Consider the following 25,489-nt stretch of genomic DNA (forward strand, 5'->3'; position numbering starts at 1 on the left):
CACTTTTCGCACTGGCAATGTGCAGCTACTCCTTAAGGGTTAGACTGAAAAACATCGGCCACCGCCAGCATGGCGCTGGCGATTTCAATCAGCTTTTTGTTCTGGTTCATCGCCATGCGCCGCAGGGTTTTATAGGCCTCTTCTTCACTGATTTGCCGGTGCTGCATCAACATGCTTTTCGCGCGCTCAATCTGCTTGCGCTCGTTGAGCGTTTCGCGCAGCGCCGCAAGCTCAGTGTCCAGCGCCTGCAAGCGCCGCGATTGCTGCTGCACCAACACCAATAGGGAACGGCCAAGCTGCGGGCGAACGCCGCCGCTCTCCAGCCAGCCGTGCGCATCGCTAAACACCGAGTAGCTGCTCTCTTCGTTTTCGTGTGCGGGCATCAGGCTTTCGATATCGGCGAGTTGCTCGTTATTGGCCTGCTCGGTGGCGGCAATACGCGCCTGGCAGTGCGCCATTAACGTTTGCGCCAGGGCGTCTTCCAGAGTTTTCATTGCGTCAATGCGCTGCGTGGCGAGGGCAAACCAGCGCAGGCAACTGTCGGCTTCGTATAACTCACGCCCGGTGCAGGCAATGCGCCGCAGACGTTCAAACTGGCTGTCGGCCGCCATCTGCTGCCAGCGCAGGCGGTGTTCGTCGTCGGCGAAATCGGCAAAGGTGGCGAAACAGCGCTCCTGGCGTTCAATCAGGCTGAGCAATTTCTGCTGCGTCTCTTCGCTGAAGGTGCCAGCGGCAAAAGCGGCCGCGCCGGTCGCCCGCTCCTGACCTGCGTACTCTTTGCCCTGCATAAAGCTGAACATGGCGATTAAACGCCTGGAGATGGCCGGTTCGGCGGCGGTGTCAGAAAGTTCAAACACCAGCGACAACAAATGGCGAATGATGTCGTTAAAGAAGCTCATCGCCTGCGGTAAACGCAGCGTGCGCTGGCGGATTTGCTGGCGTAACGCAGGTAACAAACTCAGGGCGTAAACGACGCTGGCGACGTGGCTGAACAGGCGGCTAGCCTGCGGCAGCGCGGCAATCTGGTGCTCCAGCGTGTCGAGTTGCGCCATCAGCGGGGCTTGCGCCTGCGCCACCTCTTGTTCACGCAGGATAAGCTCATCGGCAAATTGCCCGCGAGTCGAGCAGAGAAACATATTGGAGGTTCCGCGCTCGCGTTGCAGCATGTGCACCAGTTGGCTGATTTTGCCCACCAGCTCGCCGCCTTGTAGCAGATAACGTAGGCTGTTGAGCTCACACTGGCGCGAGGCGAGCAAGAAACGGATGGTGGTCGATGAATTGGCTATCATGCGTATGCTCCAGGGAAGTCCTCCTTCCCTGATGCAAGGTGCGCGCCAGGTAGAACAGGTTTAGCCGCGCGGCAGCGTCGCCCGCACCATGGCGATAATCACCGCACAAAGTTCTTCTTTCGCCTGCAACTCGCTGATGGCACCTTGCACCGCCGCCCAGGCGAGCCCTTCGGCGGCTCCCAGCATGGCCCACAGCGGCGCATCACGCAGCGGTTCGCCGCAAAATGGCGCGAACAGAGTGCGGCATTTTCCGATGAAATCGACGGCGTATTCGCGGCGGATAGTTTCCAGCTCCGGCGTACCGGCGAGCGCCGCCAGTAAACTTGGCATTTCGCGCCCCTGAAACAGCACGCACTCAATATAAGCGGTGGAGATAACCGTGGCGCGCGCGGCTAACTCAGGCGCGGTCTTTGCCAGCGCATCATCCATTTTGCGGTTCTGGCGTTGATCATATTCGCGATAGAGCGCCGCCAGCAGCCCGGAACGGCTGGTGAAATGATCGTACACCACCGGCTTGGTGACACCGGCTAACTCCGCAAGATGGCCGAGCGTCAGCGCTTCGGTGCCCTCCTGGCGAATAATGTGCCACGCGACATCGACAAGCTGCGAATAGCGTTCTTCCCGCGACAAGCGCTGACGCACACGCGTTTCCGGCATGATGTTTCTCCCTTGACAGGTTTATATACCAAAAGTAACTTACTAATGGTAGGTTACTGTTCGTATATAAGACTACGTCCGTTAACGGCGGATGGCAATCCAGGAGATTCAGATGCATGCATTAATCGTGGTTTCTCACCCTTTAGCACGTTCGTTAACCCACAGCGTAGCGAAAGCTATTGCGCAGGGTATTACGGATAAAAATGGGCAAAATAGCGCAGAGTTTGCCGATCTGACGCAAGAAGGCTTTAACCCGGTGTTTAATGCCGAAGATTACACCGCCTTCGCCGAAGGCGCGCCGCTGCCCGCCGATGTACTTGCCGAGCAGGCGCGCATTGGGAAAGCCGATGCGCTGGTGCTGGTGTTCCCCATCTACTGGTGGACGATGCCTGGTCAGCTAAAAGGCTGGATTGATCGGGTGTTTTCTAACGGCTGGGCCTATGAAGAGGGCGCAAACAGCAAGGTTTCCGGCAAACTGGGGCACTTGCCCGTTCACCTTATCGCACTGGGTGGTGCGGACATGAAAACCTTTGAAAAACATGGCTATGCGCAATCATGGAATACGCAGATCGCCCACGGTATTTTTGATTATTGCGCTGCGCCGGTACTCACCAATGCCACGCTGATGTTACCTGATTTCGGCACGCCGGAAGCGTTATTACGCGAGGCACAAAAAATAGGGGAGCGGATATTTACTCACCAGCAATAAGCCTCTCACTTTATCCGTGAAAACCCGCCTTTCAGGCGGGTTCTGCCGGTCATTATTATCCACGCAGCAAAGAAAACACCCAGCAATTGTTGGCTTTTCACCGAACGTAAACAAAATATCCATTCTGATACGCTTTATCACCGGTTATTTCTCTTTTTATCAAACTAAACAAAGCGGAAAAAATAACAGAAGGCGAAACTATCGCCACCGGCAATGATTTATTGCAACCGCCATTTTGCCGCCGCTTACTGGCCAGAAAAATAGCGGCGACGCAGGGCGCGATCGCTACCGGCGACAAAATACCCGGATGCGGCATCAATCCACTGCGTGGTTTCGTACAGATATTTTGGCGACACCGCGCCCGCAACGATGCGTTGTTGCGAGCGCGCCACCGATTCACGAAACGCATAGTGGGTGAATAAGCGCATAAACTCGCCAAGATAAACGTCCGCCACGGCAGCGTTGCCCTTGATCACCAGCATGTTTTCATCATTGGTGTCGGTGGAGGCGGCGGAAAAATTCGCCGAACCGACAATCACAATCGGCTCCGGGCCAAGCGGGTCAATCAGCAAATATTTGGTGTGGATATAAGTGACGTGCGTCTCTTCCACTGGGCTTTCGATCTCTTTTAGCCAGCGGTCAAAGGCGTTCAGCACCAGGTTTTGTCCAACGGCGATGGTGACATTTGGATGTTTACGGATACGGTCGATTTCCGCCGCTTGTTGCTTGTACTGACTGCCGGAGCCTTTTTTCTCCAGCAAGGCGAAGCGCAACACCTCATCGGTGCGATCCCAGGCAGGGACAAACAGTTTGTTCATGCCGAAGGCGAAAGTACCGAAGAGCGCTCGTTGCGCACCTGCTGCGAGTTGGGCGTACCACTCCAGCGCGGTAAGTGAGGTACGCGGCGAAAAAACGGTACTGACTTCATCACGCCAGGGAACCGGCGGCGCGGCGGTGATCGTTTCGACTTTTTTCGCCGTTGGCGCGCGGGTTAAATCCTGCAACAGCAGTTGCCAGTAGGTTTCATACTGCTCGGCCACGCGAGGATCGCGAACGATGTGTGCATTATTCGAGTGACCAAAAATGCCGTTTTCGCTCAGATTGGTGGAGCCGGTCCACACCTGCTGCGACACACCCTGGCGCCGAAAGACAAAGAACTTGTTATGCATATAGCGACCAGAGTGTATGCGCGGGTGCACCAGCGCCTCGATGCCGCTGTGCGCCAGATGTTTTTCATTCGACTCGCGCTGCGAGTCGCCATCGTAAATCACGCTCACGGTCGCGCCGCGCGCGGCAGCGCTTTTTAGCGCTTCATAGATGCGGCTGTTTTTGAACTCAAAAATGGCACCGTGCAACTCATCACCTTTATCAGCCTGGCCGATAAATCGCTCCAGCCCTTCAATCAAGCCGCGCGACAGCCACTTCCACGCCGCATCGCCAATTTCCGCCGGGCTGGCATTGTGAAAACGCCGGGCATATTCCTGAGAAGCAATCGCGCCCCGGTTGAAGAAAATTGCGTGTTCACCTTTATCCACTGGCTCAGTTAACACCGTCAGTTGCACCGCATCGCCCGGCGTTAATGCCCCGGCAGGCCCGCGCATGGCGACAATTTGGTAACGATATTCAGCATTGGGCGAAACACTGTAATCAGACCATTGAAACGTCTGGAAAGGATGTTTAAAAGAGGAAACGGGCACGCCCGGCGCAGGCGTCGGCGTCGGCTCGACGCTGGCGAAGGTTTTCATGCCGTTTAGCCAGATGACTTCACCGTCGCTTTTACGCGTGCGCTGAATGGCGAAACCCAAAATGTTACCGGCGATGATGTGCTGCTCGGGCATATCCCAGCCCAGCAACACCACATAACTGCCCGCCACCGCTAACGCCGTTAACTCACCTTGCTGCCCGCTAACACGCATGATTTACCCTCCGCCGGAATCAGAGACTCACATTACCGCGACAAGCCGTATGAAATTATAAACCGGATGTGTGACGTAACGGTGATGTCGCCCGCATCAGAAGCGCTTTGCGGGAAACGTGATTTTTTTCGAATAGAAATCGTCATTGCAGCGTTAACTGATTACTCAACGTTACGAAGGAACTCACCATGAAAATGTTCGCCCCGCTGTTGCTGTCGCTATTTTTACTGCCTGCCGCGCAGGTTTTTGCCGCCGAAGACGATAATACCAACAGTAAAACGCCAGACTGCCCGAGCGGGCAGGTTTATGACAGTTCGCTCAAACAGTGCGTGGTGGAAAAAAGTAGCCGCCTCAGTGACGAAGACAAAACCCATTATGCTTATCATCTGGCGAAAAAAGGGGAATATCAGGCGGCGTTGAATCTGCTGGATACGCTGAAAAACGGTAATACCGCTGAAGCCTGGAACTACCGGGGTTACGCCACGCGGAAACTGGGTCGCACCGATGAAGGAATTGGCTATTATCAGCGTTCGCTGGCACTCAACCCGCAGTATGCGAAAGTGCGTGAATATCTCGGTGAAGCGTGGCTGATAAAAGGCCGCCCGGATCTGGCAAAAGAACAACTGAAGACCATCGCCACGCTTTGCGGGATGCAATGCGAAGAGTATCGCGACCTGCAGGCAGCAATTAATGGTCACCCCGAATCCTGAATACCGGTGCGAGGAGCGCAAAATCACCACCAGTGACGTTCGCCAGCAACTTGCTGCACATCTGACACGCCTGTGGCGCTATGGACTGGTTCTGTCGCGCAACCGCGAGGTTGCCGAAGAATTGGTGCAGTCGACCTGCGTTCGCGCGCTCGAAAAGAGCGCGCAATTTACCCCCGGCACGCGGATAGACAGCTGGCTTTTCGCCATTCTGCACTCGATATGGATCTCCGATTTGCGCGCGCGCCGCGTGCGGATCGGGCAAGGTTTTGTGGAGAGCGACGAACTGCTGGCTGAAGATACGCACGCTCAGGATGACGCGCGTCTGCATTACCCGAAAATTATGCAGCATGTCAGTGCGCTGCCGGAAGCACAGCGTAATACCGTGTTTCTGGTTTATGTCGAAGGGTTTACCTATCAGGAAGCGGCAAACACGCTCGCGGTGCCTATCGGCACGATCATGAGCCGGCTGGCAAGCGCACGCGCAACGCTAGCGAAAAAAGTGAATACGCCGCCCAAAGCCCAGGAGAAACGCTCGTGAAACCCAGCACGTTTACCCCCCCCTACCAGGATGACGCGATCGTCGCCTGGCTTGATGGCGAGATGAGTGAAGCCGATGCGCAACAATTTGAACATCAGCTTGCCCAGGACGAACAGCTTGCCAGCCGCACCGAGGCGCTAAGACAAAACCCTGCGGATTTTGCCGAGGCGTTTGCACCGCTGCTTGATGAAGCCCCCGCAGCACGGATGCAGGCACGATTAAACGATCTGCTGGCGTCGCCCCGCCCATCCGCAGGCGTCAGCCGTCGTTCGCTGATTGCCGCGTCGCTCAGTTTTCTGGTTATCGGCAGCGGGCTTGGCTATTTCGCAAGACCCATGGCGGTGGCGCGCGATGAGAGCGAGAAAATCCGCGATCTCGAGGCGCAATACATGTCGCTGTATAGCGCGGAAACGCTGCTGGATGCAGACAGCTCGCCCACGGCGCTGCAACGCGGGCTGGCGCGCACGGCGCAGGATATTGGCTTAAGCCTGAAGGTGGCGCAACTGGCACTGATCGGCGCAGAACTCAAAATGGTGCGCATGCTGCGCTATGACAGCACCTCGATTGCGCAAATCGCCTGGATGGATGCGGAATATGGTCCGATGGCGCTGTGCATTTCGCCTGAGCGCGAGCGTCAGACGCGTGCGTTAACGCCTGAAAATCGCCATGATATGCACCTCGTCTGGTGGCAACAGCGCGGCTATCAATTTGTGCTGATAGGCCGAAACCCACCGCCGCAATTGTCACAACACGCGCAGGCGCTACACGCCGCGCTGTCATAAGTCTCGCCCGCTACGGTTTACGCTGGCTGGCGGGCTTGCGCATGGATTTCAATATTTATCGTCACCGTGTCATCCACCAATATGGCGAACTTGTCCATATTAAACGCCGAACGGGAGATAGCGGTGGTGGCATGGAGCGAAAGTTGCCCCGGATCCGCCCTGCCCTGATTTTGCAGCGTGGCGTCGAGGATCACCGGGCGTTGAACGTTTTTTACCGCCAGGGAACCAAAAACCCGAAAATGCCCGCCGCCTAAATCCACCACCCGGCTACTGTGAAACGCAATCGTCGGATAGTGCTCAGCATCAAAAAACAGGCTGCTTTTCAACTGGTAAGTCAGCAAGTTATTAGAAGCAATGAGCGTCGCAACGGGAATCGTCACGTTAATGCGATCCTCAATCTCCTTTGCCGGGTTCAGCGTCACGTCCCCACTCACCCCTTCAAGGTGAGCTTGTGAAACGCCACCAAACGCGTGCCATGAGAGCGCTACCGTGGTGGCGGGCGTGGCGATATTGTAGCTGAGTGGCATCGCCTGTAAGCCCGGCGCGCTCAAAAGGCCAATCATCATGCCTGGGATGATGCGTTTCATAAATGGATTCTCCTGATTGCAGATACACCGTAAACGCACCAGTCGGGAATTTTATTCGTTATTACATCTTTTGCTTACAAAATTGTCAGTTAACGGTCAGGCAATTGTTGGCGGCAACGCTTTATATTATTGACGTTAGTTATAAGTAATCATCAGGGCCAGCGTCATGAAACTCCTTTTAATCGAAGATGAAGAGAAAATTTCGTCTTACATCAACACCGCACTACGCGAGCAAGGTTACAACGTCGATGTCTGCGCCGACGGGCGCGAGGGATTGTTCCTGGCAACAGAGATGGACTACGACGCCATTATTCTTGATGTCATGCTGCCGTCGATGGACGGTTACACCGTCATTACCAGCCTGCGCAAGCTGAAGCAGACGCCGGTGCTGATGCTCTCCGCGCGCGGTTCGCTCGATGAGCGGGTAAAGGGGCTGAGACTGGGCGCGGATGATTACCTGACCAAACCCTTTTCACTGATTGAGCTGGTGGCCCGCATTCAGGCGCTGCTGCGCCGCCGACCAACTGATGGGCTCGATATTTCTCAATTGCAGGTCCACAACCTGCAACTCGATCTGCTGGCGCGCAAAGTTTACCGCAACGGTATACGCATCGACCTGACGCAAAAGGAGTTCGCCCTGCTAAGCCTGCTTGCCAGGCACCAGGGGGAAGTGCTGTCGAAAATGATGATTGCTGAGCAGGTCTGGGATATGAACTTTGAAAGCGACGCCAATATTGTCGAAGTCGCGATTAAACGTTTACGCGCCAAAATCGATTCTCCGTTTGAAGAGAAGTTGCTGCACACCGTGCGCGGCATGGGTTACATCCTTGAGTATCGCGACGAAGATCCCGGCAAAATGAGTGCGTATGTTTAAACGTTCTATTTCCCGCAAGCTGGCACTGACGTTTGCGGTGGTCACCTTATGTATTGCCCTCGCTTATGCGCTTTGCTTGCGGGAATCGCTGCGCGAATCGCTGAATAAACAGATGCATAACGAGCTGATGTTCCGCTATTCGCTGGTGGAGCCGTTGATTGTTTCTAAGTTTAATCATCATGAACTGGACGAACTCAAAACCAAGCTGATGAGCCTGAGTAACTCGGAAGGCGGGCGCGTTCATTACTGGATTTTAAGCAGCGATCCGACGCTGCAAGTGGGTGGCGAGCCGCCAAAAGAGATCGATCTTAATGCGCTTACCGATGGTTTCAGCCGCGTTAACCGGGAAAAAACCGACCAGTGTCCGCTGTTTCTTCTGACGAAAACCATTCGCTACCGCGATGGCGTAACGCCGCTGCATTTCGTGGTTTCAATCGACTCCACGCCGTATATGGGCACACTGAATGAATTTACCCAGGTGCTGATTTTTATCACCACCATGGGCGTGCTGTTCGTGACCTTTTTAGGCTTTGTCATCTCCCGCCAGGGGATGCAACCGGTGGAACTCCTCAGCCAACAGGCGCGTGAACTTGCGCCGGGGATTGACGGCCAGCGGCTGGACGCCACCGCGCTGCCGCAGGAGTTGCAGGGTCTGGCGGAAGCCTTTAACGGCGTGCTTGCCCGCCAGCAAACCGCATGGCGACAACTGGAAAGTTTTAACGCCGATGTGGCGCACGAGTTGAGAACGCCGCTCTCAAGCATTCTCGGCCAGACGCAGCTAGCCCTTTCGCGCAAACGCAGCCATGAGGAGCTCGAAGCCTGCCTCGAATCAAACCTTGAGGAGGTGAACCGCATGACGTCGATCGTCAATGACATGCTGTTTTTGTCCCATGCGCAAACCGGTAAACATCCGGCGCAGCTTGCGGAAGTGTCGCTGCGCGAGGAAGCGTTAAAAACAGCCGAATATACCGAACCGTCGTTTACCGATCGCCATTTGCACTTGCTGATCGAAGGTGATGTGACGATCTGCGTTGACAGGCGGTTGTTTACCCGCTCGCTCGCCAATTTGCTGGAAAACAGCGCCCGCTACGCCTACGAAAATAGCCAGGTCACGGTCACCTTAAGTAGCAACGACCAGCATGCAACGGTGAGCGTTAAAAATTATGGCGATGCCATTGAAAGCCACCATCTGGAAAGATTGTTTGAGCGCTTTTACCGCGCCGATCACGCCAGAACGCAAAGCGATACCAACCACGGGCTTGGGCTGTCGATTGTCAAAGCGGTGGCGCAAATGCACGGCGGTGATGTCTTTGCCACCAGCCTGAACGGCGAAAATATCTTTGGCTTTACGCTGGCGCTAAATAAATAGCGCCAGCCATTATCCCTGACAGCGTTGACAGAGTGGTGTCATTCGCCCGTCAGGGTGTCGCCAATATACTGTTCATGCTCACTCATTGGTTTTTACTTATTCAAGGAACCGCGCATGAACAACCAGATTATTATGGTAGTTGCCCGTATCTTAATTACCCCGCTATTTTTATATAGCGGCAGCGGAAAAATAATTAACTTCACCGATAACGTGTTAAAAACACCGTTTGGAGACATGCTGATTGGCAAGCTGATGATCATTTTTGCCATTGCCATCGAACTGGGCGGCAGTATCGCATTTATTATTGGTTATCGGGTTAAAGAAATATCGCTACTGTGGATTTTTTATATTTTCCTCACCAGTATTATGTTTCATCAGTTCTGGGCGGCAAGCGGCCCACAGCAAGCCGGGCAAGTGATTCAATTCACCAAAAACATGAGTATCTGCGCTGGCCTGCTCTGTTTCTACTTACTGGCGCGCGAACAGCGAAAATCATAACCAGCAAAAAGGCGCCCTTCACGGCGCCCTTTTTATCTATCGAAATAATTAACTCCGGCCTTTAGCGAATCAAAGACCGGGGTTAATTGCACGCTATTATTTATACAAAATCGCATTACCATAAATATACTCATCGCCACCGGCGGAGATAATTTTATAGTATTTCGCGTTATCTTTTGCAGCGGCTTGCTGAACTTGCGCTTCGAGATCCGAAACCGTATCGGCTTTGGCAATTGAAATGGTGCCCATCGGCACCAGGCCGCTATCATCGGTGACCGGTTGCGCGGCAAAAGCACCGAAAGAGATTGCACTAAACAGTGTTGCAGCAAGCACAGTATTAATAATGTTTTTCATAATAAAGCTCCGCATAAAAGAGGTTTTGACAATCATGTTTCAACGTAAGCAATATTACGCAGCACATGCTGACCAGTGGCTGACAGTTTTATAACAAGTTTGTCAGACTGGCGTTATTTACAGGATTAGACATTTCTTGGAATAAATAAAAAATGGCAGCAATGCACGGTTAAATATTCGCCAGCGCTGGCGCTAATTATTGAAGAAAGTAATTATTGATGTAGCTCCGTGTAATAAAGTGTGAATGCTGTAACGCTTATACCCGGAGTTTTCCGACAATCCCGGTAAACCCGATATTCATCGCTATGCTTACTGAGCGATTTATTCATTCAGTATGGCAACGGCAATGCCGCTGATAACGCATCACGACGGAGGTAACATGAAAATAGTAATGGTGCTGACATCCCACAGCGAACTGGGTAATACCGGCAAAAAAACGGGCTTCTGGCTTGAAGAGTTCGCCGCCCCTTATTACGTGTTCAAAGACGCGGGCGCAGAGGTTGTGCTCGCCTCGCCTGCGGGTGGCCAGCCGCCGCTGGATCCGAAAAGCGATCTGCCGGATTTTCAAACGGAGCTGACCCACCGTTTTAAAGCCGACCCGGCCGCACAGCAAGCGCTGGCTAACACCGTCAAGCTGGATAGCGTGCGCGCCGACGATTTTGACGCTGTCTTTTACCCCGGCGGTCACGGCCCGCTGTGGGATTTGGCGGAATCCAGTACCTCAATTGCGCTGATTGAAGCGTTCGAGCGCGCCGGTAAACCGGTGAGTTTCGTCTGCCACGCGCCGGGTGTGTTGCGTCATGTGAAAACCACTTCCGGCGAACCGCTGGTAAAAGGCCGTAAAGTGACCGGCTTTACCAACGGCGAAGAAGCAGATGTTGAGTTGACCAATGTGGTGCCGTTTCTGGTGGAGGACGAATTGATAGCGCTCGGCGCGAAGTATGACAAAGGGCCGAACTGGGCACCGTTCGTCGTCGAAGACGGCAAACTGATCACCGGGCAAAACCCGGCCAGTTCTGAAGCCGTGGCGAAAGCGTTAGTCGCCATGCTGAGTTAATTGCTGTTGCCGCCATTACCTGCAGCGTAATGGCGGCTCCTCGCAGCCTCTTTTTGCGCCGCTACACCGGGTAATCCGGAAATAATTGAACCGCCCTTCTTCCCACCAGACCCACCTCTTTAACGATAAATTGCCCAAAATGTGAAGACCCGCAAAGCACCAGGTCAACCAGAGACAATTTTGGAGCCTTATGAAATACCCGCACCAATAACCCTCCCGTATACTTGTTTCAGCCGAAGAAAAAAGTCATTTAGGTTAGGCGCACCGCCAGCATGAAGAGAGATAAACGAGTCTGGCTGGCGGATCATCGGACAATGAGGGTCGTTTTTATGGAAAAGAAACATATTTACCTGTTTTGTTCTGCGGGCATGTCGACGTCATTGCTGGTGTCGAAGATGCGCACCCAGGCGGAAAAATATGAAGTCCCGGTCATTATTGAAGCATTTCCCGAGACGCTCGCCAGTGAAAAAGGTCCGCAGGCCGATGTCGTGTTGTTAGGCCCACAAATCGCCTGGATGTTACCGGATATCCAGCGTCTGCTTCCCAATAAGCCTGTCGAAGTAATCGACGCCTCGCTGTACGGCAAAGTCGATGGTTTAGGTGTTCTGAAGGCCGCCGTGGCGGCAATAAAAAAAGCCGCTGCCAATTAAACGCTGTTGCGTTCGCTTATCACACAGTGATCCCACACATTCGCCGCAATGTTGCATTGCGGTATTTAAGGGTATTTTTCTATGAGTAATGCTATTGCTTCACTTGAAAAGATACTGGTGCCTTTTGCGGTAAAAATCGGCAAACAGCCACATGTTAACGCCATTAAAAACGGTTTTATCCGCTTAATGCCATTAACCCTCGCAGGGGCGATGTTTGTCTTAATTAATAACGTGTTCCTGAGCTTTGGCGAAGGATCGTTTTTTTATTCGTTAGGCATTCGGCTGGATGCCTCAACCATTGAGACGCTGAACAGTTTTAAAGGCATCGGCGGCAATGTGTATAACGGCACGCTGGGCATTATGTCGCTGATGGCACCCTTTTTTATCGGTATGGCGCTGGCGGAAGAGCGCAAAGTGGATGCGCTGGCCGCAGGGTTGTTATCGATTGCCGCTTTTATGACCGTCACGCCGTATAGCGTCGGTGAATCTTACGCCGTTGGCGCAAACTGGTTAGGCGGCGCGAATATTATTTCCGGGATTATCATTGGCCTGGCCGTGGCGGAAATGTTCACCTTTATCGTGCGCCGCAACTGGGTGATTACCTTGCCAGACAGTGTGCCGGCTTCGGTGGCGCGCTCGTTCTCCGCGCTGATCCCCGGTTTTATTATTCTGTCGATTATGGGAATTATCGCCTGGGCGCTGAATCACTACGGCACCAATTTCCATCAAATCATTATGGACACCATCTCCACGCCGCTGGCTTCGCTGGGCAGTGTGGTCGGCTGGGCATATGTGCTGTTTGTGCCGCTGCTGTGGTTTTTCGGCATTCACGGTTCGCTGGCGCTGACTGCGCTGGACAGCGGCATCATGACGCCGTGGGCGCTGGAAAATATTTCTGTCTATCAACAATATGGCTCGGTTGAAGCGGCGCTGGCAGCGGGTAAAACGTTCCATGTCTGGGCGAAACCGATGCTCGACTCCTATATCTTCCTCGGCGGCAGCGGCGCAACACTGGGGTTGATTATTGCCATCTTCCTCGCTTCACGCCGCGCGGATTACCGCCAGGTGGCGAAATTGGGTCTGCCCTCCGGCCTGTTCCAGATTAACGAACCGATTTTGTTCGGCCTGCCGATCATCATGAACCCGGTGATGTTTATCCCCTTCATTCTGGTGCAGCCGATACTTGCCGCCATTACGCTGCTGGCCTACTACACCGGCTTTATTCCACCGATCACCAACATTGCACCGTGGACGATGCCAACCGGCCTGGGCGCATTCTTTAATACTAACGGCAGCATCGCCGCGTTGTTGCTGGCGCTGTTCAACTTAGGCATTGCCACACTGGTTTACCTGCCGTTCGTGATGGTTGCCAATAAAGCGCAGAACGCTATTGAGCAGGAAGAGAGCGAAGAAGATATCGCTAATGCACTGAAATTCTGACCGAACCCGGCGGTGTTGCTCCGCCGGAAACCACGCGAGGAGTACATATGTTCGATCTCGACACTGTCCTGGAGAGCACCACCCCAGCCGATGAGCTGGAAGAAGTGGTGATGGGCTTAATCATCAACTCAGGGCATGCGCGCAGCCTGGCGTACACCGCGCTGAAGCAGGCTAAACAGGGTGATTTTGACGGTGCAAAAGCGCTAATGGAGCAATCAAGGCTGGCGCTCAATGAGGCACATTTGGTGCAGACTAAACTGATTGAGGGCGATCAGGGCGAAGGCCGGGTGAAAATGAGCCTGGTGCTGGTGCATGCGCAGGATCATCTGATGACGTCAATGCTGGCGCGCGAGCTGATAACGGAACTGATTGAGCTTCACGAAAAATTGAAATAACAAGGAGTTAATGATGCAGCCTTTGATCAACACGCTGGGAATCAAAACCGTTCACGAACAGCAGTTGTTTAACGGTAAAAATTTCCATGTGTTTATCTACAACAAAACGGAGAGTGCCAGCGGGCTGCATCAGCACGACTATTACGAGTTCACGCTGGTATTAACCGGTCGCTATTACCAGGAGATCAACGGTAAGCGCGTGCTGCTTGAACGCGGTGACTTTGTCTTTATCCCGTTGGGTTCGCACCACCAAAGTTTCTATGAATTTGGCGCGACGCGCATTCTCAATGTGGGGATCAGTAAACGTTTTTTTGAACAGCATTATCTCGCCCTGCTGCCATTTTGTTTTGTCGCCTCGCAGGCATACCGCGTCAGCAGCGCTTTTCTGAGCTATGTGGAAACCGTTATCGCGTCACTCAATTTCCGTGAAACCGGGCTGGACGAGTTTATCGAGGCGGTGACGTTTTATGTCATCAACCGTCTGCGCCACTACCGTGAAGAACAGGTGGTGGATGACACACCACAGTGGTTAAAAACCACGATCGAGTCGATGCACGATAAAACGCAGTTTGGCGAAAACGCGCTGGAAAATATGGTGCAACTGGCGGCCAAATCGCAGGAGTATCTGACCCGCGCCACCCGCCGCTATTACCGCAAAACGCCGATGCAGATTATTAATGAAATCCGCATTGATTTCGCGAAGAAGCAACTGGAAATGACTAACTATTCGGTCACCGATATTGCTTATGAGTCGGGTTACAGCAGCCCAAGCCTGTTTATTAAAACATTCAAGAAAATGACCTCATTCACCCCCAATAGCTACCGAAAAAGGTTAACGATAATCAACCAGTAACGGCGAGCGGGCTGAACGTTTTACACCACCGTGTCTGACACGAAGGGAGAAATCATGAACCAGAAATTAAAAGTCGTCACCATTGGCGGCGGTAGCAGCTACACCCCGGAATTACTGGAAGGGTTTATTAAGCGCTACCACGAGTTACCGGTCTCGGAATTATGGCTGGTCGATGTTGAGGACGGAAAAGAGAAGCTGGATATTATTTTCGATCTTTGCCAGCGCATGATTGATAAAGCCGGTATCCCGCTAAAACTCTTTAAAACGCTGAACCGCCGCGAAGCGCTGCACGAGGCGAACTTTGTCACCACACAGTTGCGCGTCGGCCAGTTGAAAGCCCGCGAACTGGATGAGCGCATTCCGCTGAGTCACGGTTATCTGGGCCAGGAAACCAACGGTGCGGGCGGGCTGTTTAAAGGGTTACGCACCATTCCGGTTATTTTCGACATCATTAAAGATGTGGAGGAAATCTGCCCGGATGCGTGGGTGATTAATTTCACTAATCCGGCTGGAATGGTCACAGAAGCGGTGTATCGCCACACCGATTTTAAAAAGTTTATCGGCGTGTGCAATATTCCGGTCGGCATGAAGATGTTTATTCATGACGTGCTGCACCTGAGCAGCAGCGATGATGTCGCCATGGATTTGTTTGGCCTTAACCACATGGTGTTTATTAAAGATGTGCTGGTGAATGGTCAGTCCCGCTTTGCGGAGCTGCTCGACGGTGTGGCTTCCGGCAAGCTGAAAGCCTCCTCGGTGAAGAACATTTTCGACCTGCCGTTTAGCGAAGGGTTGATCCGCTCGCTCAATCTGCTGCCCTGCTCTTATCTGCTCTATTACGTTAAGCAAAAAGAGATGCTGGCGATTGAGATGGGCGAGTACTACAAAGGCGGCGCACGGGCGCAGGTGGTGCAGAAAGTCGAAAAACAACTGTTTGAGCTGTACAAAGATCCTGAGCTGAAGGTGAAACCGAAAGAGCTTGAACAGCGCGGCGGCGCGTACTATTCCGATGCGGCCTGCGAAGTGATCAACGCTATCTATAACGATAAGCAAACCGAGCACTATGTGAATATTCCGCATCATGGGCATATCGATAATATCCCGGCTGACTGGGCGGTAGAGATGACCTGTACGCTGGGGCGCAACGGCGCGACACCGCACCCGCGCGTGACCCACTTTGATGAGAAAGTGTTGGGGCTTATCTACACCATTAAAGGCTTTGAAGTGGCGGCCAGCAAAGCGGCGCTCAGCGGCGAGCTGAATGATGTCTTGCTGGCGCTGAGCCTTAGTCCGCTGATCCACTCCGATCGCGACGCGGAAATTCTGGCGCGTGAAATGCTCCTCGCTCATGAAAAGTGGCTGCCAAACTTTGCCAATACCCTTGCACAACTGAAAGCTGAACATCACTAACCGGGGCAAGCTATGGAATGCTTACTGATTGTTAACGCGGATGATTTTGGCCTCAGCAAAGGGCAGAACTACGGCATTATTGACAGCTTTCGTCATGGCGTAGTCACTTCAACGACCGCGCTGGTCAACGGCGATGCCGTAGAACACGCTGCCGGGCTGTGTCAGTGCGAACCCTTGCTCGGTGTCGGTATGCACTTTGTGCTGACGTTAGGCAAACCGCTGACGCCGATGCCCGGCCTTGCGCGTGACGGGCGACTGGGAAAATGGATCTGGCAGATGGCGCAGGAAGATACGCTGCCGCTGGAAGAGATAACCAATGAGCTGGAAGCACAGTATCAACGGTTTATCGCCCTGTTTGGCCGGGAGCCGACGCATCTGGACAGCCATCACCATGTGCATATGATCCCGCAGATCCTGCCCATCGTCGCTGAGTTCGCCGCGCAGCGCGGCGTGGCGCTGCGCATCGATCGCCCCGCTTTGCCGCCAGACTTCGCGCTACCCGACACACTGCGCACGACACACGGTTTTAGCAGTGAGTTTTACGGCGAAGCGATTTCCGAAGCGCTCTTTTTACAGGCGCTGGATGCGTCTACTGCCCGAGGAGAAACCTCGCTGGAGATCATGTGCCACCCGGCGTTTATTGATAACACCGTGCGTCAGAGCAGCTACTGTTACCCACGCTTAGCGGAGCTGGAGGTGCTGACGTCGCTGTCGTTGAAATATGCGATTGCCGAGCGAGGCTACCGCCTGGGGAGCTTTGCGGATATTTAACCCACGCGTTGCGGCGCGCCTTTGCGCCGCAACTTTGAGCTGTTACCACCACACTTCGGCCTGAACGCCCACCGCTAGCTGATCCTTTTTCTGATCGCCAAACTGGAAATGGCTGATGCCGTTATCCTGCGCGCGAATATAGGTCGTATAAAAACGGATCTCCGGCCGCGAGGCCAGCAGGCTGGTGTCGACTTTCAGCGCATGGTAAAGCGTGGTTTTATAACCCTGCTCATGGTAATTCACGCCCTGTTGTTTGTTGGTCTGCTTAAACCACCCCAGCTCAACCCCGGTCTGGTTGTAGCTGTCCCAAATCCACGCCGGGCGCACCACCGCACGCAAGCTGTGAAAATCCGTATGTGCACCGGTGTCATAACTGTAAATATCGTTACCCGCCGAGTAGATCAGCGCATGTGCCATTACCACTTGTGAGAACGGATACGCTTCACCCTGCGAGATCAGGCGAAACGCTTTGCCATAGCTGTGCTCGCCGTAATAGTTGTCGCCAAAACCATACGTTGGGCTGGGGCCAAAGGGCTGAGCAAAACCGCTGGCCAGCGAGTTATCCGCCGCCTGCACGGTAAACTCCTCAAAACCGCCCGCACTAAGCTCCTGGCGAACAACCACACCGGCCAGCCACGCGTCTTTAATGCTGTAGTAGCTGCCGTTATCCTCACGGTTTTTATAGGTGTCGGATTTGTTTGCCACTGAATAACGGGCAAGCAGAGCCAGCGTCGCGTTATCCCACAGCGGGATATTGTTGTAGCGTACATCGAGCGTGTTGGTATTCACCTGCAGCGCCTCGCTGGCGGCAGGGTAGCTCACCGCATGAGCATTCAAATCCTGTCGCACCAGCGCGGCATTGAGCTGGCCCACGCCGAGCTGCCAGTTTTCGATGCCCACGCCCGCACCGCTCTCCGTCAGATGGCTTTTCCAGTCCAGCATCTGGATTTCATATTTCGGTAAGTTGTGTTTACCGACCCAAAAGTCTGCTTCTGGCGCAAACGGAAGAAACCCTTTGGTGGTCAGGTAAATATCAGAAAATTGCAGCCGACTTTCGGCATCTTTATCAAACCAAGCGTCGCCATACTGCTCACCGACATTGCCGTCGAACAACACCACCGCATGAGCCGTTTTCCCATTCTGGTCATAGACGCGTTGTTTGAATTGCAGATCAAACCACGAGGAGTATTCATTACCAAAACGCCCGACCGATCCAACGGCATAAGGCTGTGGCGATCCATGACTGGCGGCACCCCAACCGGAACGAAGATAGCCGGAATAGGTAAAACCGATATCTTCTTTGACAAAATCGCTAATCTCTTTCAGCGTTGGTGCTGTTTTTTCCGCTGCGGCATTATTTGTCATTTGTTTATTAATGACAGTCGTCACAAGTTTATTAGTTTTATTTTCCGATTCGGTTTCCTGATACTGTTTTAATGCCGCTTTGGTCTGTGACAATTCAACGGCATTTTCCTGTAACTGTTTTTCCAGCTGCGCCAGGCGCTGTTCTACCGTCAGGCTTTGCGACCAGGCATTACCGCAAACGGCCGAAATCAACAGCACAAGCAATGTTTTTTTCATTGAAAATTCCCTTTGTAAATAGAAAGCAAATAAGTTAGTGGCGTGCGTTACGCGAATAAATCCGCTTCTTCACAAATAAAAACCATGAAGAAGCGGGAGAACGCTTAATAAGCAAATTTCTAATAATTATCTCAATTATTCCCTGGAGATGACGCAGAGGCTCTACATCGACAACAATAGTCGTGCAGAGCGAATATTTGTGTCCACCAACAGTTTCCCTCTATTTGATCTATCTCGCAGAATTAATACGAAAACAGATCGATATTACATTGCTCTGTAAGCGGTATTCCTAATACTAAATAATATAATCCTAAATTTTCATTTTATTATTAGCCTGTCATTTAAAAGGCTCACCTAATAATAGTGATAAATACATTACGTTACGCGAAGGATTTATAGAGTCTTTATGAAATACCAGGAAAATATAACCCGCATACTGGAGTAAAGAATAGGGATAACTGAGCAGTAGTTGGCACATCCATCCTTAAAAATCCACGAGCCACCGTGGATTTATGTTGCTCATGCTTAAACCCAGTCCTCTACCGCGCCATCAAGCGGACGCAGCGGCGGCGTAATCCGTTCAATCTCCTCTTCAATATCAAATTCCGTGAGTTCCTCCGCCGTGGCTAACAAAAAAGTCTGGCCTTGCGGGGAGATCCATTCAGAGATGAAATATTGCTCCTTGCGTGACAGCTCAATTTTCTGCTGCCCTTCCCGGTCGAAAAATTGCCCGTAACGCTCATCATGCTTTGATAAGTTCAACCCCATGGCCGGGTAAACACCGCGCCACACCTCGCCATGATGCTTGCCGCCCAGCACCAGGTACTCCTGCATAATCTTCTTGCTCATCCGCGCTCCTCACCATGCTGTTTCTTTTAAGCGTAGACAACTCTCCGATTGTCCTTTGAAAAGAGCACGCGACACGCCTCAGGCTTGCTGTGGAAACAGTACGACGACACGCGTTACGAAATGTCCTGAATCACGCCTATAAACGTCATTTAAGACATTCAGGGTTTGCTTATGATGCTTCCATCGCATCCATTGCTGACCTAAGGAATCTTGCATGACCATCGCTACACAACCTCACAAAGGCACGGCTGTTATCACCGGCGCATCAACCGGTATTGGCGCGATTTATGCCAACCGCCTGGCCAGAATGGGCTATGACCTGATTATCGTCGCCCGTAACCATAACCGCCTGAACCAGATGGCCAGCCACATCACGGCAGATACCGCCCGCAATGTGGAAGCCGTCGCCGCCGATTTAAACGACGCCCAACAACTGCGGGCGCTGGAAGCGAAGCTGCGTGAAGATGCCAGCATCACGCTGCTGGTGAACAACGCCGGCGTCGGGACACACACACCGCTGTTATCCAGCGATGTCGATCAGATGGAGGCGATGATTAACCTCAACGTCACCGCGCTGACCCGCCTCACATACGCGGTCGTTCCCGGTTTTGTGGCGCGCGGCGCAGGCGCCATTATCAATATCTCCTCGATTGTCGGCATCGCGCCGGAACTGCTGAACGGGGTCTACGGCGGGACGAAAGCCTTTGTGCTGGCGTTTAGCCAGTCGCTGCATCATGAACTGGCGGAGAAAGGCATTCAGATCCAGGCCGTGTTACCCGGCGCAACAGCAACGCCTTTCTGGGATAACGGTGGCTTGCCGCTGGAACAGCTGGATAAATCCATAGTGATGAGTGCTTACGACCTGGTTGACGCCGCACTGGTTGGCTTCGCGCAGGGTGAACTCGTCACCATCCCCTCACTGCACAACGACGCGGACTGGCAGGCAATGGAACAACGCCGACAGGCCATGCTGCCCAACCTCTCCAGTAACGTACCGGCTGAGCGCTACCGCCCGGCTACCACGCACTGAACATCCATTTCAAACAGAGGGCTTTTTTATGAAACTGACAGGCAATACGATTTTTATTACCGGCGGCACTTCAGGCATTGGCCGCGCGATGGCGGAAAAATTTCACCAGTTGGGTAATAAAGTGATCATCTCCGGGCGGCGAAAAGCGCTGCTGGACAGCGTCACAGAAGCGAACCCAGGCATGGATTCCGTGGTGCTGGACGTCACGCAGGCCGCGAGCATCAAAGCGGCGTCGCAAGAGGTACTTTCGCGCTACCCGGCGCTAAACGTAGTTATCAACAATGCAGGCATTATGCCGTTCGACGACCCCGCCGGTGAGCTTGATGATGCGATGGCCACCATGCTGTTAGACACCAACTTGTTAGGCCCGGTGCGGGTAAGCGCGGCATTTATTGAGCATCTGAAACAACAGCCGGACGCGGTACTTATCAATAACAGTTCGATTCTGGCGTTCTTACCTCTCGTCAGTAACGCGCTCTATTCGGCGACCAAAGCTGCTATCCACTCTTACACCTTGTCCCAGCGCTTCCTGCTGAAGGATTTTGGCGTCAAGGTTATCGAAATTTCGCCGCCGTGGGTCGATACCGATCTGATCTATAAAAGTGGCGACACGCGTGCGATGCCGTTGCCGGACTTTATCCAGCAGACCTTCGACAAGCTGGGCACCGATACCATTGAAGCCATTGTCGATAGCGTGCTGCCCGCGCGCGACAACCCTGGCGCGAACGAACATGAGATGATCAACGCCTTTAACCAGGCGATGGTGGACAACCCGATCCCTGTTGCATGATCAAACAGTGGGGCTCCGGCTCCGCTGCGGGAGTGAATGATGAATAATCGATTATCTCTGACGCAACGACGCGCGTTGTGGGCGCTGAGCCTGGCGTATTTTATTCAGGCAACGGGGGCGCTATCGGTAGCGGGCAGCCTGAGCGCCATCTCCCATGAATGGGGGTTGAGTGATGGTCAAAGCGCGCGTTTACTCGCTATTTTCGGCCTGACCTTTGCCATCAGCGCACCGCTGGCGCAGGTGTTTTTGGGTCATGTGATGCGCAAATATCAAGTGCTGGCCGGGATGCTGGTGTTCGGCCTCGGGGCATTTATTTTCGCCATCGCCCCCGATTACACCGCGCTGGTTATCTCCCGCGTGGTGATGGGGCTGGGCGCATCGCTGATTGGCCCGGTGCTGGTGGCGCTCGGCGCGGAACTTGTCACGCAACATGAACGTGGCAGCGCCATTGCCACGATCCTGCTTGGCGTCTCCATGGCAAGCATGGTGGGTATTCCGCTGGCGGCGTGGATCGCGAATGGTTGGGGGGCAAGAGCGTTATTTGCACTTGTCGCGCTGGTGAGTGTGCTGACCGCGCTGGCCGTCTGGTTCTCGGTGCCCAATATCGTTAAAGGGGTGGATATCCGTTTACGCCAGGTGGGACAGGTGTTAATGGATGGCAAATCGCTGGCGGCGTTTTTGGTGGTCTTTTTCATCACCTCCGGTGTGTATGACATGTATGCCTTTATTTCGCCGATGATCCGCGATCGCTGGCAAGGCGATACCGCCAGCGTCTCGGTGGCGCTGACGGTGATTGGTGTTGCCGGGATTTTGGGGAACTTGTTTGTTGGCCGCGCCGCACGCCGTTATAGCGCCGAACGGTTACTGGTCGTGGGCATCACAATGCTGGTGCTGGATATGCTGCTGCTTATGATCCTGCCCGGTAAGCTGGCGTTGCTCTATTTGTTACTGGTGTTGTGGGCATTTTCTACCGATCTTCTGTGGCCAACCCAGCAGCGGCGGATTGTCGAAATCGCATCGGCGTCGACGCGCGGCATCTCGCTCGCCCTGACCAGCGCGTTTATGTTTTGCGGCATTGGTTTTGGCTCGGCGGTCGCTTCATGGCTCTATCCGCTGTTCGGCTTTTATGGTGTGATGCTAAGCGCAGTCCTGTTTTTACTATTGGCGCTTATCAGTTTATGGATCTCTGAACGATTACGCGTTCGGAGCCGGGCTTTGCCGGCCGCCAACGCATGTTAAAGGGTGTCGCGATGCACAAAATTGGGTTACTTATTTCCGACCATTTTCAGATGCTGGCGCTGTCCACATTGACGGTGTTTGAGTTCGCCAACCTAGTGGCCGGTGAAGCGCTTTATCAGCCAACGGTCTACTCAGAGTTTGGCGGCACCGTTTATTCCTCATCCGGCATTGGCGTCGAATCCCGGCCATTGGAAAGCGTCACCCAAATCGATACATGGCTGGTCGCGGGTGTGCTGTCGCCCGTGGATGAACCGGCCAGCGCTGGCATCGTTCACTTTCTGCAAACCACCGCGCTACAGGCGCGCCGCATCGCGGGGATCTGCACCGGCGCATTTGTGCTGGCGCAGGCGGGTTTGCTGGATAAAAAGCGCGCCACTACGCACTGGGCGCACGCCCGAAGCCTGGAGCTGCAACATCCGGACGTTCAACTTGAAGACGATCGCATTTTTATCATTGATGATCGCATCTGGACGTCAGCCGGAATGACGGCCGGGTTGGATATGGCGCTCGGCATGGTGGAAAAAGATCTGGGTGCCGAGGTAGCACGTGTCGTTGCGCACCGGCTGGTGATGAATCAACGCCGTTCCGGCGGACAGACGCAGCACTCTGAAATGCTGACGCTGGCACCACGCTCGGATCGGCTGCAAAGTGCGCTGGAATACGCCCGCAATAATCTGAAAAAAGCGCTGACGGTGGAGCTGCTGGCCGATACGGTTCACGTGAGCGCCCGCCAGCTCAGTCGCCTGTTTCGCCAGGAGACGGGCAAATCGCCAGCGAAGGCGATTGAAGGATTACGGCTGGAAGCAGCGAGGCTGATGATTGAGCAAAGCCGGCTTTCGCTGGATACGATTGCCCGTGAAGCCGGTTTTCGCGATGGTCGCCATATGCGGGAAGTTTTCGTACGTGGGTACGGTATCCCGCCGCAGTCGCTACGCACCGGCCGCTAAGGTTTCATGCTGATTTTCATTCCTGCGGTGAAAGAGCTAATGCCAAAAACGGGTTTTTTATGCTGGCAGGCGGCGTAGACTGACCTGAACTTTCTTATGAAATCAGGAGCATAAAATGAGTGATACCGTAACGGTTGTTGCGACCATTACCGCCCATATCGATAGCCGTGAAAAAGTGGCTCAGGCGCTTAAAACCGTTGAACAAGCCGTGCAGGGTGAACCGGGTTGTCTCTCTTATCAGCTGCATGTCAACCGTGAAAACAACCACCAGTTCGTGATGATTGAGCGCTGGGCATCGGCAAAAATGCTGGAGCAACACAGTCAGGCCGCGCCATTCAGGGCATTAGTGGGCGCCATTGACGGGCTCGCCGACCTTAACGTCATGACCCTGAGCAGTGGTGCTTAACCGTTGAATATTTTCTTGTAGCAGGCTCTTTAAACGGGTTGGCGATTTTTGCCAGCCCGTTTTTGCATTTACAGACGCTATGGCTGAGGCGTTTGCAGATGGGTGCGGCGCTTTCGGTATTGCGCAGGACTCACGCCATACAGCCGTTTAAATCCTTTCGAAAAAGAGGACAGCGAGAGAAACCCGCATCGTTCGGCAACGGCGTCAACAGTTAAACCCATTTGCGTAATGAGTAACTGCGAAGCGATCGCCATGCGCAGTTGGGAAAGCCACGCCTGCGGCGTAAGCGGATAGCTGCGGGCAAAATAGCGGGCAAATGTCGCACGGGATAAAAAGCACCGCTCGGCCATCGTTTCCATTGTCCACGGATGCGCAGGATCGGCGATGACGGCCAGTAACGCGGGGGCAAGCCGTTTATTGCTCATCAGTCTGAGCAAGCCGGCGGGCGGCTCATGTAACGAGAGTAAAAGGCGCAAGATAAGCGCCAGCAGCGTATCGGCCAGCCCTTTGGCAATCGTCGCATTCCCCGGTAACGAACCGAGACTTTCTCGCACCAGCATCATCAGCAACATTTCCAGTTCAGGACACGCTTGCCAGTGGTTCGTTTGCAGATGGATAAGGTGGCTTTCATGGGGAAACAACCAGCCGCTGTGCGGGCCAAAATCAAATTCACCGCACAGCACTTCCACCGCTGCCCCCTTCGCCGGGCTTCGAACTTCTGTCAGGATACCGTTGTCATGCTTTAACGCCGGAACCACCTGCCCCCATTCGACCAGGCTCTGGAGCAGATGCGGCGAACCGTGGGGAAGCAGGAGCACATCGCCCGCGCGCACATCCACATTTCTGCCTTCTACCACCAGCCTCGCTTCACCATGTAAAACCACATGCCAGGGCACCACGCCAGGCGCAAGCTGGTCATGACCGGCTTCCCAGCGACCAGCAAAGCGACAATGAAGGTTCACAGCGCAGGTTGGCGCCAGCATCGCAAGCAGTTGGCTGAGGCTATCCATATTTCCCTCTGAGACGATAAGACAAAAAATAGAGACGATGTATAACGGTTACCCGGAAGCTATCTCCCTATTATGAGCACATCGCCAATACGGCGGACCCATACACTGACAGGAGATCATCATGAGCCGTTTAACATCCATTCAACCCGAAAACGCCACCGATAAAACCGCCGATCTTTTCGGTGCCATTAAGAAAGCGATGGGTAAAGTACCTAATGCCTACCAGACCATTGGCATTGCCCCGGATATGCTTGCTCAGGCGTTACAACATAATGCCGCACTGGCAAAAAGTACGCTGAATAAAAAAGAACTGGAAGCAATCAACTTACTGGTCAGTGAAATTTCCGGCTGTGACTACTGCCTGGCCGCGCATACATTAACGGGAAAAATGGCGGGTTATAGCGTAGAGCAAACGCAACAGCTGCGCCGTGGCGAATTCCCGGAAGATGCGCACATTGACGCGCTGTTGAAATTCGTTAAAACCGTGGTCACCACGCACGGCACACTGCCGGCGGAAAAGGTCGAATCGCTGCGCAGCGCCGGTTTTGAGGATCGTCAGATTGTCGAGATAATCAGCGCCATCAGCGCTATTTTGTTTACCAATATGATCAACCGCGTCAACGACACGGTTGTGGATTTCCCGAAAGCCGCCGCACTGTAACGCTCCACTGGCTTCCCGCATGGTGAGGAAGCCAGGTTTTCCCTTCCTGTTTCCCAGCCCCTCAGACTTCGTTATCATGCTGCCCTGGCAGAGTGATCGCTAACCAGAACAACAAAA

28 protein-coding genes are annotated in these 25,489 nt (G+C 53.6%); 20 read left to right on the forward strand and 8 right to left on the reverse strand.

Translation table 11 applies throughout. From position 1 onward, the window contains the following. Positions 1-32: 32 nt before the first annotated feature. Both ACFX4O_RS22040 and ACFX4O_RS22045 read right to left on the reverse strand, forming a co-directional pair. Positions 33-1,289 carry a nitrate- and nitrite sensing domain-containing protein gene (locus ACFX4O_RS22040; protein ID WP_380211258.1) on the reverse strand — a complete coding sequence of 419 codons (1,257 nt, stop codon included), beginning with the start codon at positions 1,287-1,289 and terminating at the stop codon, positions 33-35. Positions 1,290-1,349: 60 nt separating this feature from the next. Beyond that, positions 1,350-1,946 carry a TetR/AcrR family transcriptional regulator gene (locus ACFX4O_RS22045; RefSeq protein WP_380211256.1) on the reverse strand — a complete coding sequence of 199 codons (597 nt, stop codon included), beginning with the start codon at positions 1,944-1,946 and terminating at the stop codon, positions 1,350-1,352. A gap of 112 nt (positions 1,947-2,058) precedes the next feature. Between ACFX4O_RS22045 and ACFX4O_RS22050 the strand changes: the two genes are divergently transcribed. Further along, positions 2,059-2,655: an NAD(P)H-dependent oxidoreductase gene (locus ACFX4O_RS22050; protein WP_380211254.1), complete on the forward strand. Its 597-nt coding sequence runs from the start codon at positions 2,059-2,061 to the stop codon at positions 2,653-2,655. A 245-nt stretch (positions 2,656-2,900) separates the two neighbouring features. Here ACFX4O_RS22050 and ACFX4O_RS22055 read toward each other — a convergent pair whose 3' ends face one another. After that, positions 2,901-4,571, reverse strand: coding sequence for a phospholipase D-like domain-containing protein (locus ACFX4O_RS22055; RefSeq protein WP_380211253.1), 1,671 nt, complete (start codon positions 4,569-4,571; stop codon positions 2,901-2,903). A gap of 188 nt (positions 4,572-4,759) precedes the next feature. Here ACFX4O_RS22055 and ACFX4O_RS22060 point away from each other — a divergent pair, with 188 nt between their 5' ends. Genes ACFX4O_RS22060 through ACFX4O_RS22070 form a run of 3 tightly spaced genes read left to right on the forward strand, consistent with a single transcriptional unit; the run spans position 4,760 to position 6,601 of the window. Then, entirely contained in the window at positions 4,760-5,281 is a 522-nt protein-coding gene (locus ACFX4O_RS22060) for a tetratricopeptide repeat protein (protein WP_380211251.1), read from the forward strand. Beyond that, positions 5,262-5,819 carry a sigma-70 family RNA polymerase sigma factor gene (locus tag ACFX4O_RS22065; RefSeq protein WP_380211249.1) on the forward strand — a complete coding sequence of 186 codons (558 nt, stop codon included), beginning with the start codon at positions 5,262-5,264 and terminating at the stop codon, positions 5,817-5,819. The genes ACFX4O_RS22060 and ACFX4O_RS22065 overlap by 20 nt, the downstream gene beginning before the upstream one ends. Continuing rightward, the gene (locus tag ACFX4O_RS22070) at positions 5,816-6,601 is read left to right on the forward strand and encodes an anti-sigma factor family protein (RefSeq protein WP_380211248.1); all 786 of its coding nucleotides are present in this window, start codon (positions 5,816-5,818) and stop codon (positions 6,599-6,601) included. Before ACFX4O_RS22065 ends, ACFX4O_RS22070 begins: the two co-directional genes overlap by 4 nt. 17 nt (positions 6,602-6,618) lie before the next feature. On the opposite strand, the gene ACFX4O_RS22075 is transcribed toward ACFX4O_RS22070, so the two are convergent. Beyond that, the gene (locus ACFX4O_RS22075) at positions 6,619-7,188 is read right to left on the reverse strand and encodes a YceI family protein (RefSeq protein WP_380211246.1); all 570 of its coding nucleotides are present in this window, start codon (positions 7,186-7,188) and stop codon (positions 6,619-6,621) included. A gap of 166 nt (positions 7,189-7,354) precedes the next feature. Here ACFX4O_RS22075 and ACFX4O_RS22080 point away from each other — a divergent pair, with 166 nt between their 5' ends. From ACFX4O_RS22080 to ACFX4O_RS22090, 3 genes are all read left to right on the forward strand, one after another. Further along, entirely contained in the window at positions 7,355-8,062 is a 708-nt protein-coding gene (locus tag ACFX4O_RS22080; protein WP_131408706.1) for a heavy metal response regulator transcription factor, read from the forward strand. Beyond that, complete coding sequence (locus ACFX4O_RS22085; protein ID WP_380211244.1) at positions 8,055-9,431, forward strand: heavy metal sensor histidine kinase; 1,377 nt, start codon at positions 8,055-8,057, stop codon at positions 9,429-9,431. The genes ACFX4O_RS22080 and ACFX4O_RS22085 overlap by 8 nt, the downstream gene beginning before the upstream one ends. A 114-nt stretch (positions 9,432-9,545) precedes the next feature. Further along, positions 9,546-9,929, forward strand: coding sequence for a DoxX family protein (locus ACFX4O_RS22090; RefSeq protein ID WP_131408702.1), 384 nt, complete (start codon positions 9,546-9,548; stop codon positions 9,927-9,929). A gap of 96 nt (positions 9,930-10,025) precedes the next feature. Here ACFX4O_RS22090 and ACFX4O_RS22095 read toward each other — a convergent pair whose 3' ends face one another. Then, a complete protein-coding gene (locus tag ACFX4O_RS22095; protein WP_131408700.1) occupies positions 10,026-10,283 on the reverse strand; it encodes a YdgH/BhsA/McbA-like domain containing protein in 258 nt (85 codons plus the stop codon). A 379-nt stretch (positions 10,284-10,662) separates the two neighbouring features. On the opposite strand from ACFX4O_RS22095, the gene ACFX4O_RS22100 reads away from it, so the two are divergent. The 7 genes from ACFX4O_RS22100 (at position 10,663) to chbG (ending at position 16,859) form a co-directional block, all read left to right on the forward strand. Beyond that, positions 10,663-11,340 (forward strand): type 1 glutamine amidotransferase domain-containing protein, encoded by a 678-nt coding sequence (locus tag ACFX4O_RS22100; RefSeq protein WP_131408698.1) that lies wholly within the window; start codon positions 10,663-10,665, stop codon positions 11,338-11,340. A 329-nt stretch (positions 11,341-11,669) separates the two neighbouring features. Next, on the forward strand, positions 11,670-11,990 hold the full coding sequence (locus ACFX4O_RS22105; RefSeq protein ID WP_017459242.1) for a PTS sugar transporter subunit IIB: 321 nt from the start codon (positions 11,670-11,672) through the stop codon (positions 11,988-11,990). Positions 11,991-12,071: 81 nt separating this feature from the next. Further along, positions 12,072-13,430: a PTS N,N'-diacetylchitobiose transporter subunit IIC gene (gene chbC, locus ACFX4O_RS22110; protein WP_020455001.1), complete on the forward strand. Its 1,359-nt coding sequence runs from the start codon at positions 12,072-12,074 to the stop codon at positions 13,428-13,430. 47 nt (positions 13,431-13,477) lie between these two features. Continuing rightward, entirely contained in the window at positions 13,478-13,825 is a 348-nt protein-coding gene (gene chbA, locus ACFX4O_RS22115) for a PTS N,N'-diacetylchitobiose transporter subunit IIA (RefSeq protein ID WP_131408694.1), read from the forward strand. Positions 13,826-13,835: 10 nt separating this feature from the next. Continuing rightward, a complete protein-coding gene (gene chbR, locus ACFX4O_RS22120; RefSeq protein ID WP_380211240.1) occupies positions 13,836-14,678 on the forward strand; it encodes a transcriptional regulator ChbR in 843 nt (280 codons plus the stop codon). Positions 14,679-14,732: 54 nt separating this feature from the next. Next, positions 14,733-16,088: a 6-phospho-beta-glucosidase gene (locus tag ACFX4O_RS22125; RefSeq protein WP_380211238.1), complete on the forward strand. Its 1,356-nt coding sequence runs from the start codon at positions 14,733-14,735 to the stop codon at positions 16,086-16,088. Positions 16,089-16,100: 12 nt separating this feature from the next. After that, positions 16,101-16,859, forward strand: a complete 759-nt coding sequence (chbG, locus tag ACFX4O_RS22130) for a chitin disaccharide deacetylase (RefSeq protein ID WP_380211236.1) — start codon at positions 16,101-16,103, stop codon at positions 16,857-16,859. A 42-nt stretch (positions 16,860-16,901) separates the two neighbouring features. Here chbG and ACFX4O_RS22135 read toward each other — a convergent pair whose 3' ends face one another. Both ACFX4O_RS22135 and ACFX4O_RS22140 read right to left on the reverse strand, forming a co-directional pair. Next, positions 16,902-18,440: a carbohydrate porin gene (locus tag ACFX4O_RS22135; RefSeq protein WP_380211234.1), complete on the reverse strand. Its 1,539-nt coding sequence runs from the start codon at positions 18,438-18,440 to the stop codon at positions 16,902-16,904. Positions 18,441-18,965: 525 nt separating this feature from the next. Next, on the reverse strand, positions 18,966-19,289 hold the full coding sequence (locus ACFX4O_RS22140) for a hypothetical protein (protein ID WP_131408685.1): 324 nt from the start codon (positions 19,287-19,289) through the stop codon (positions 18,966-18,968). A gap of 214 nt (positions 19,290-19,503) precedes the next feature. Here ACFX4O_RS22140 and ACFX4O_RS22145 point away from each other — a divergent pair, with 214 nt between their 5' ends. The 5 genes from ACFX4O_RS22145 to ACFX4O_RS22165 all read left to right on the forward strand — a co-directional run bounded on the left by ACFX4O_RS22145 (position 19,504) and on the right by ACFX4O_RS22165 (position 23,701). Then, positions 19,504-20,319, forward strand: a complete 816-nt coding sequence (locus tag ACFX4O_RS22145) for an SDR family NAD(P)-dependent oxidoreductase (protein WP_380211231.1) — start codon at positions 19,504-19,506, stop codon at positions 20,317-20,319. Between the two features lie 28 nt (positions 20,320-20,347). Next, positions 20,348-21,109, forward strand: a complete 762-nt coding sequence (locus tag ACFX4O_RS22150; protein ID WP_380211230.1) for an SDR family oxidoreductase — start codon at positions 20,348-20,350, stop codon at positions 21,107-21,109. A 39-nt stretch (positions 21,110-21,148) separates the two neighbouring features. Beyond that, positions 21,149-22,348 carry an MFS transporter gene (locus ACFX4O_RS22155; RefSeq protein WP_380211319.1) on the forward strand — a complete coding sequence of 400 codons (1,200 nt, stop codon included), beginning with the start codon at positions 21,149-21,151 and terminating at the stop codon, positions 22,346-22,348. 11 nt (positions 22,349-22,359) lie between these two features. Continuing rightward, positions 22,360-23,295 carry a GlxA family transcriptional regulator gene (locus tag ACFX4O_RS22160; protein ID WP_380211228.1) on the forward strand — a complete coding sequence of 312 codons (936 nt, stop codon included), beginning with the start codon at positions 22,360-22,362 and terminating at the stop codon, positions 23,293-23,295. Between the two features lie 115 nt (positions 23,296-23,410). Continuing rightward, positions 23,411-23,701: a putative quinol monooxygenase gene (locus ACFX4O_RS22165; protein ID WP_131408675.1), complete on the forward strand. Its 291-nt coding sequence runs from the start codon at positions 23,411-23,413 to the stop codon at positions 23,699-23,701. A gap of 77 nt (positions 23,702-23,778) precedes the next feature. Here ACFX4O_RS22165 and ACFX4O_RS22170 read toward each other — a convergent pair whose 3' ends face one another. Continuing rightward, on the reverse strand, positions 23,779-24,711 hold the full coding sequence (locus ACFX4O_RS22170) for an AraC family transcriptional regulator (protein ID WP_380211226.1): 933 nt from the start codon (positions 24,709-24,711) through the stop codon (positions 23,779-23,781). 121 nt (positions 24,712-24,832) lie between these two features. Here ACFX4O_RS22170 and ACFX4O_RS22175 point away from each other — a divergent pair, with 121 nt between their 5' ends. After that, a complete protein-coding gene (locus tag ACFX4O_RS22175) occupies positions 24,833-25,372 on the forward strand; it encodes a carboxymuconolactone decarboxylase family protein (RefSeq protein WP_380211224.1) in 540 nt (179 codons plus the stop codon). Positions 25,373-25,489 lie beyond the last annotated feature (117 nt).

The organism is Kosakonia sp. YIM B13571, assembly GCF_042788095.1.
Lineage (GTDB): Bacteria > Pseudomonadota > Gammaproteobacteria > Enterobacterales > Enterobacteriaceae > Kosakonia > Kosakonia quasisacchari.